Origin of the sequence: uncultured Cetobacterium sp. (assembly GCF_947039425.1) — a bacterium.
Lineage (GTDB): Bacteria > Fusobacteriota > Fusobacteriia > Fusobacteriales > Fusobacteriaceae > Cetobacterium_A.
Genome location: NZ_CAMQYW010000083.1, coordinates 1 through 6,848, shown reverse-complemented (window position 1 = coordinate 6,848; position 6,848 = coordinate 1). Strand labels below are relative to the sequence as shown.

Below are 6,848 nucleotides of genomic sequence, written 5' to 3'. Positions count from 1 at the left end.
CTCCGAAAATTAAAATTTCAGCAACATTATTTTTTTTCTTTACCGCTCTCCACCATGACATTTTCTCCACCGCCTTTTACTTCTCTAGCTTTTCTTTTTAATTCATTTAGTTCAAGTTCATTTTGTGCTTCTTTCCTTCTTTGCTTTAATACTGTTTCATAATCTGCACCTGTCAGTAATTTAGTTTCTCTTGTAAGTGATGTTAATCCACATCTAAGTCTAATTTCAGCAGCTTTAGCTTCTTTAGATGGATCTATTTGTCCAACACTACTTCCAAACCACTCACTTCCTTGATATGCTCTTTTAATTAATAAATTTTCTTTATATCCAGGTAACTCAATAATTCCACTATCCACTATATAATCTAAAAATTCAGCATATACTGGTTTACAAAATTCTGCTATATGCCACTCTCTATGTAACATATATGTTCTCCAAGCTTCATTTAATGCTGCTCTTGAAGCTGAATAACTAGAATTAAAAGAACTCATTAATACCTCATAAGGAATTTCAAGACATGCCCCTATGTTCTTAGCTATTGAAGTTATAAAGCTGTCTAAAGAAGCACATTGTCTATTTGGATTAGCTTGTTCTATCTTTACTCCTGGTGGTAAAACACTTATTGTTCCAGAACCTAATTTAACTACTTCATTTTTTTCATCTATTAAACTATTAAAATCTTTTTTCAATTTCAAAGTACTTTTACTATCTGGACTAGTTACAAATACTGAGAAAATTGTTGATACTAAAATGTTTTTAAGTTCTGCTCTTCTAACTTTAGTTACTTGGTGAAGTTCTTCCATTACTGGAGATAAAAGAGGAACTCCTCTTTTTTGTCCTGCTCTCTCCCTCTCCATTAAAACTAAAATATTTTGTCTTCCTGTTAAAGATCCATATTTACTTATTCTTACAGTATCCATTGATTTATAATTTTTTCTAAAATGATATGCTATTGGTACGCCTTGACTATCACTTTCTACTCCATTTATCACTTTCTCTGAAGAACCTGAAGGATTTACACAAAGAGCTGAATCAAGTACCCTTAATTTTAATTCAAAGACATCATTTAAATTTTTTCTAAAAGGCAACCCTACAAAGCACTCTCCATCTCTTAATTTTGTAAGTATTGCTAAAGATTGAATTTGATAAAAATTCATCTGTCCTTCATAATCACATTCTGTACTTTCCGCCCAATACTCCCATAATGTTTCTAGTTTTCTTTCTATTTTTTCAGCTTCTTCTTCATTTATTCCAAGTATATCTGCAGGAATACTAGCTTTTAATTTAAGTCCTGATCCAATAACATTAGTTCTAATTTTTTTTAATGCTGATATAGCAAGAGCATTTCCCATTGCTAGTTGTCTTGATCTACCCATTAAGACTTCTTTATTTTCTTCTATATCTTCCTCTGGAGTATTTATTCCACTAAATAAATCAGCTAAAGCTGTATTTATAGAACTACCTCCTGAATGTGAATAATTCATGGGATCTGCTCTATTTTGATTTTTATTCCTCTTTCTATTTTTTCCCATTATTTCTCCTAGTTACTTTACTACTGCTTGATAAAATCCAATTCCACCTGATTCTTCGCTTTTAAGCTCAGAACAAATTTCACGCCAATACTTTATTCCCGATTGAATTTGACTAAGATTTGCTTTTGTTAATTTTTGCCCATTTGCTAATGTATATTCTTGTGCTAAAGTTATCCCTTCCTCTGCAGCTAAATAATCATTTAATCTTTCAAGAGCTCTTCCATATGTCAACTCTCCACTCAAACTATCACATCCTTATTTCATTCTTTTTAGTTCTTCAGTACCAATTCCTATTGCTAAAAGGATTCCTTCAATATATGCTCTTAAGTCTAATCCTTCATTTCTTTCTCTTGTTTTTTCCCATACTACATTTCCACTTTTATTTATTTTTTTAACTTCTGCTGTTAGAGATTTAAAATACTCAAGATCATACCCTCTTTTTGCATCTAATGGAAAATGACAATATCCTGCTCTTTTAGAATTAATTGAAAGCCTTGAATATACTGTTCCTTTTAAAGTACTTACTCCTAAAGATATCAAATCAATTCTTCCACATTTAGTTGGTTTACTTCCATTAAATCCTGGAGTTCCAATCCCTCTCATTCCTTTTATTCCGTAGACTGCTTGTCTTTGTCTTGGACTGATAAAGTCATATGCTTGATCTGTGAATAGTCCTCCAGTATCTATTACTGTTGCCTGGACATCTAAAATTCTTCCTGTTTCACTATTTGTAAATTGTTTTTCAATATATTCATCTAATATTTCCCAATTTGATACTTCACTTAAATCTAAATATAATCTTTTTACTCCAAGACCCCAACTTTCATGACCTTCACCATATCCAACATACTCCATTTGAAACCAACTACCCTGTACATCTATGGCTAAAATTATTACTTTAACCTCCTCTGGTAGCTCATCATATTCTTCTCTTCTGTCATGTAACATTTCATATCCTATTTCTTGTCTTACTTCCTCATCCCAAGTTTCTCCTAGGACAGTATTGTGAAAGGCTTTTAATTTCTCTAAATCATCTTTTCTTTCTAAATATTCTTGTACTATTTTCTTCCAAGTCATCCAAGGACTTGCAAGAGCTGAAAGCTTATATCCATACATATCTTTTTCTAAATCTTTATGAATCCATTTTCCATCAAGTTGTCTATTAGCTTTCCATACATCTTCTATATTTTCAGTTTCACATATTGGACAACTCATTCTTGGTTCTTCTTTTAAATCTTCAGTAAATTTCATTCTATCCCATGAAAAAGTTACATATTCTCCACACTCTGGACAAGGTATATGCCATTCTCCTTGAGTTGAATTTAAATACTCTGATTCAATTGGTGAAAGTCCTTTTATTGTTGGTGTTCCTGATAAAAAGAGTCTTGCATCTTCTTTAAATGTTTCAAGTCTACGCCTTACTAAAGTTAATGGATCTCCTTCTCTTGTAACTTGAAATCTATCTATCTCATCACAAAGTGCGATTCCTATTGGTTTACTTGCTAATTTATTAGCTGCTCCTGTTCCTCTAAAAGATAGATATCCTCCTGGAAATGTTTTATACTTTACAGCATCATTATTTGACTCTTTCATAATTTCTGAAAGTACTGGAGTATCTCTTAGCATTGGTGCTATTCTTTCTTTTGAATACTCTTCAGCTAGTGTTTCTGTTGGTTGTACTATCATAGTTGGACACTGATTTATATGAATTATCCATCCAACTATATTATTTAGTGTTTCTGATTTCCCAAGTTGAGAAGCCAACATTAAAGCTATTCCTCTTACTCCTTCTTGAGTAAATTTTTCCAATGGTTCTCTCAAATATGGAGTTCTATCAATGTTAAACTTCCCTACCTCTGCGGAACCTTCTCTTGATAAATATCTATAGGTATTTGACCAAAGAACAACTCCCATTGCTAAAGACTTTTGAATATTTAATCTCACATTTTTTTTATTAAAAATTTTTAAAAGAGATACTATTTTTTTATTTTTCTCCCATTCTATTTTCATTTTCAATCTTTTCAATTATTTTATCCTCCACTTCTTTTGATAATTTCTCTAAATTTTCTAGAGTATCATTTAGTGTCTTTTGTAAATATGCTTTCCATTTAGACTGTGGTATATTTTTTAAATTTATATTTAAATATGTTGCTGTTCTTAGGAGGTCTTGTCTAAAAGAAACTACAGTATCTTTTAAAAGCATTCCATAAAGCTCTACTGGAATATATTTACCTTCATCAATATCAAGTGCTAATAGTTCTCTTTGCTTTTTAACTTCTTCTCTTTCTCTTTTTACTTTTAGAATCTTATTATGCTCACTTGTTTCTTTATTGTATCTTTCCAAGTTAGCCAGTAGATTAAAAGTTCCATTTGCTTCTGCTAATATAATTTTTTTATTTTTATATGACTGTATTGTCTTCTCTGTTACTCCTAAAATAATTGCTAAAGATTCAACATCTACAAATATGTCTTTTACTTTATTTGAATATTTTTCTTTAACTGCATCTTCTGCAATTGCTAGATAATCATATTCTTTTCCATCTGTTCTATATTGTTTAAATTTACTTCTTATGGATCTAGGACTAAGTCCTGTAATTTCAGCTAGTCCTTCCTCATCTATATAATAATCTGTACTCATTTTTCACCTCATTTGTTGCCTGGCAAATGGAAGGAAGTGAAAGTTTTAAAAATTTTTTTGAAAGTTTTGTGGCTCATCGCGCCCCACAAGCTCTCCCTACCCCCTCTCACAGTACCTTTTTTGTATTTACCCTTGATACTTGCTTGGATCTTTAGGATTCACTGGCTTCTTTACTGGTTCTTTCTTCATCCTACTTCCTCCTTGGTTCTATCTTCACTCTTTGCTTCCCTGTACTTCCTACTTTCTCTTGTCTTACTGTTGATGTTCTTGCATCATATCCAAGTATTGAAGCTTTTAATTTAATTGCTCCTAACTCTGCCATAAAAGCATTTGTATTAGTTATGGTTCTACTTACAGTCTTTCCATCACTCATTGGGATAACTGTCTTATCAACAACTTCTCTCTCATATTTCTTAGCTCTTCTTTGAATATCATCTATTGCTTTAACTGTTACTTCTACTCCAAACTTTTCATCATTTATAAATTCACTTCTAATCTCTTCTAATGTCTTTGATATCTTTGATTGTTTTTCTATATCTGCAGCCTTTGTTGTTTCACTATATCCTGCATAAGATTTTGCTTCTTCTTTCCCAAATCCTGACAGTCTAGCTCTTACATATCTTGCTTCTAATTCTGTCAACCCCTCTAAATTGAGTCTTTTTGAATCTTTTTCAATAATCTCTTCTCGGTAAGACATATAACTTTTGTAATACCTAGTTATCCATGTTTTAATTGTTTCAACTTTTATCTTTAGCTCTTTGGAGATTAGTTCATACTTTTCTTTTTTAGTTTTTCCAATTCTTTTTAAAAGTAATCCTTCATAGAGAGCTAAAGTATTAAATTGTTCTTCAGATAGCTTTTCAATCTTCATATCTTTAATCACCTAAAAAATCTTTTATTGTTTCATAGCTTATCTCTTCTCCATCTCTTATGAGCTTGATATCTGTTTTATTCATTTTCATATATCTTTTTACTATTACATCAACATATCTAGGATCATACTCCATTAATCTAGCCACTCTATCTACTTGTTCTGCTGTTATTAATGTGCTTCCACTACCACCAAATAAATCTATTACTATTTGTTTTTTCTTTGAGCTATTAACCATTAATCTAGCTAATAACTTAATTGGTTTCATTGTAGGATGAACATCATTTCTGGATGGTCTGTCTTCTCTTATAATTGTGCTTGATTCTTCTATATTTTTTTTAATTTCTAAGATCAAATTAATTAATTCATTTTTAGACATTTTTTTTAACTTTTCTTCACTTTGAATTTCTGTATCTTGAGTATAATCTTTTATAAAAAAGTGACTGGCTCCAGGCTTCCATCCATAAATAATAGGTTCATGTTTCCAATTATAATCTTGTCTTGATAAAGAAAAGCTATTCTTAATCCATACTAATATTTGAGATAACTTAAAACCACTTTCTTCTAAAGCTTTTCTAAAAGATACTGCTTCTAAATCTGCATGAAATATATAATAAGATGCTCCTTCTTTCATATGATTTAAGGCATTTTTATAAAAATCTAATAAAAACTTATAAAAATTAATTCTATCCATATTATCATTTTTTATTTTTAATCCATTTGATCCTTGGTAATTTACATTGTATGGAGGATCTGTTATCATCAAATCTGCAATCTCGCCCTGCATAAGCCTTTTAACATCCTCTTCTTTTGTAGAATCTCCACATAATAATCTATGATTTCCTAATATAAATAAATCTCCTGGCTTTGTATATGGTTCTTCTTCTAGTTCTGGAGCATCTATTTCTTTAACTTCTTCTATTGAATCTCCAAGTGATTCAACTATATCTTTCACTGATTCAAAATCAAAACCACTAATATCTGCTAAATCTCCAATGCTTTCAAGCTCTTTAAATAGTTTTTCATGATCCCATTCTCCCAATTGAATTGCTTTTGTTTCAGCTATTCTTAATAGTTTAATTTGATTCTCTGTTATATTTTCAATTCTAACAACTTCAATTACTTCTATTCCTAGTTCTTCATAAGCTAAATATTTAGCTTCTCCTATTATAATTTCATTGTTTGAATCTATAACTATTGGAGCTGTTCTACTAGCTTCTTTAATTAAGTTTTTATACAGTTCTATTTGCTCTGTTGTGTTTACAATAGGACTAGTTGCTGATATCTTTAACCATTCTACTTTTATCTCTTCCATTTACCCTCCTTACTTCGTCTCTTTTCGGCTTCGTAATCTTTAATTATAAATCCACTTTTAGTATTACTAAACCCCACTATTACTTTAGTCGTCTTTTCCCTAGATAAACCCTTTTTAAATCTATATTCTTATTAAAATTACCCCTATCAAAAGTGCAAAAAAAATTGCACTTTTGATATGTTCAATTTTATATCTCCTAAAAATACAAAAACCAGTCTAAATTGACTGGTTTCATTATAAATTTAGGAGATTTCTACTCCATTTTCATTTAATTTTATTGTTATATTTTTTCCACACATCTTAAAAATTATATCTTCTATTCTTTCAAAGTTTCCCTGGAATGTTCTCCAAGTTCCTCCTGATCTACTCAATGTTTCTTTTACCATTTGTTGATAATAAAATTTCATTCTTTTACTTTTATTTAAATCTAAATTTTTTATTATATTACATATTATTTTTTCAAGATCGGAAGAGCGTCGTGTAGGGAAAGAG

At 30.3% G+C, this 6,848-nt stretch carries 6 protein-coding genes; all 6 read right to left on the bottom strand.

Annotation, left to right across the window (positions count from 1 at the left end; all coding sequences use genetic code 11):
* Window positions 1-26 precede the first annotated feature (26 nt).
* Window positions 27-1,532, bottom strand: a complete 1,506-nt coding sequence (locus tag Q0V09_RS05850; RefSeq protein ID WP_297407412.1) for a phage portal protein — start codon at window positions 1,530-1,532, stop codon at window positions 27-29.
* A 12-nt stretch (window positions 1,533-1,544) separates the two neighbouring features.
* Window positions 1,545-1,775: a hypothetical protein gene (locus Q0V09_RS05845; RefSeq protein WP_297407413.1), complete on the bottom strand. Its 231-nt coding sequence runs from the start codon at window positions 1,773-1,775 to the stop codon at window positions 1,545-1,547.
* Between the two features lie 12 nt (window positions 1,776-1,787).
* Window positions 1,788-3,557 carry a terminase gpA endonuclease subunit gene (locus Q0V09_RS05840; RefSeq protein ID WP_297487638.1) on the bottom strand — a complete coding sequence of 590 codons (1,770 nt, stop codon included), beginning with the start codon at window positions 3,555-3,557 and terminating at the stop codon, window positions 1,788-1,790.
* Entirely contained in the window at window positions 3,517-4,170 is a 654-nt protein-coding gene (locus Q0V09_RS05835; protein ID WP_297487636.1) for a hypothetical protein, read from the bottom strand. Before Q0V09_RS05835 ends, Q0V09_RS05840 begins: the two co-directional genes overlap by 41 nt.
* A gap of 190 nt (window positions 4,171-4,360) precedes the next feature.
* A complete protein-coding gene (locus tag Q0V09_RS05830; RefSeq protein WP_297487635.1) occupies window positions 4,361-5,041 on the bottom strand; it encodes a helix-turn-helix domain-containing protein in 681 nt (226 codons plus the stop codon).
* Between the two features lie 4 nt (window positions 5,042-5,045).
* A complete protein-coding gene (locus Q0V09_RS05825; protein WP_297487633.1) occupies window positions 5,046-6,356 on the bottom strand; it encodes a DNA modification methylase in 1,311 nt (436 codons plus the stop codon).
* Window positions 6,357-6,848 lie beyond the last annotated feature (492 nt).

Bases quoted from the DNA above. Each gene is read 5' to 3' on its own strand.
- Q0V09_RS05850 (WP_297407412.1), bottom strand. From the start codon at position 1,532: ATGGGAAAAAATAGAAAGAGGAATAAAAATCAAAATAGAGCAGATCCC.
- Q0V09_RS05835 (WP_297487636.1), bottom strand. From the start codon at position 4,170: ATGAGTACAGATTATTATATAGATGAGGAAGGACTAGCTGAAATTACA.
- Q0V09_RS05830 (WP_297487635.1), bottom strand. From the start codon at position 5,041: ATGAAGATTGAAAAGCTATCTGAAGAACAATTTAATACTTTAGCTCTC.
- Q0V09_RS05825 (WP_297487633.1), bottom strand. From the start codon at position 6,356: ATGGAAGAGATAAAAGTAGAATGGTTAAAGATATCAGCAACTAGTCCT.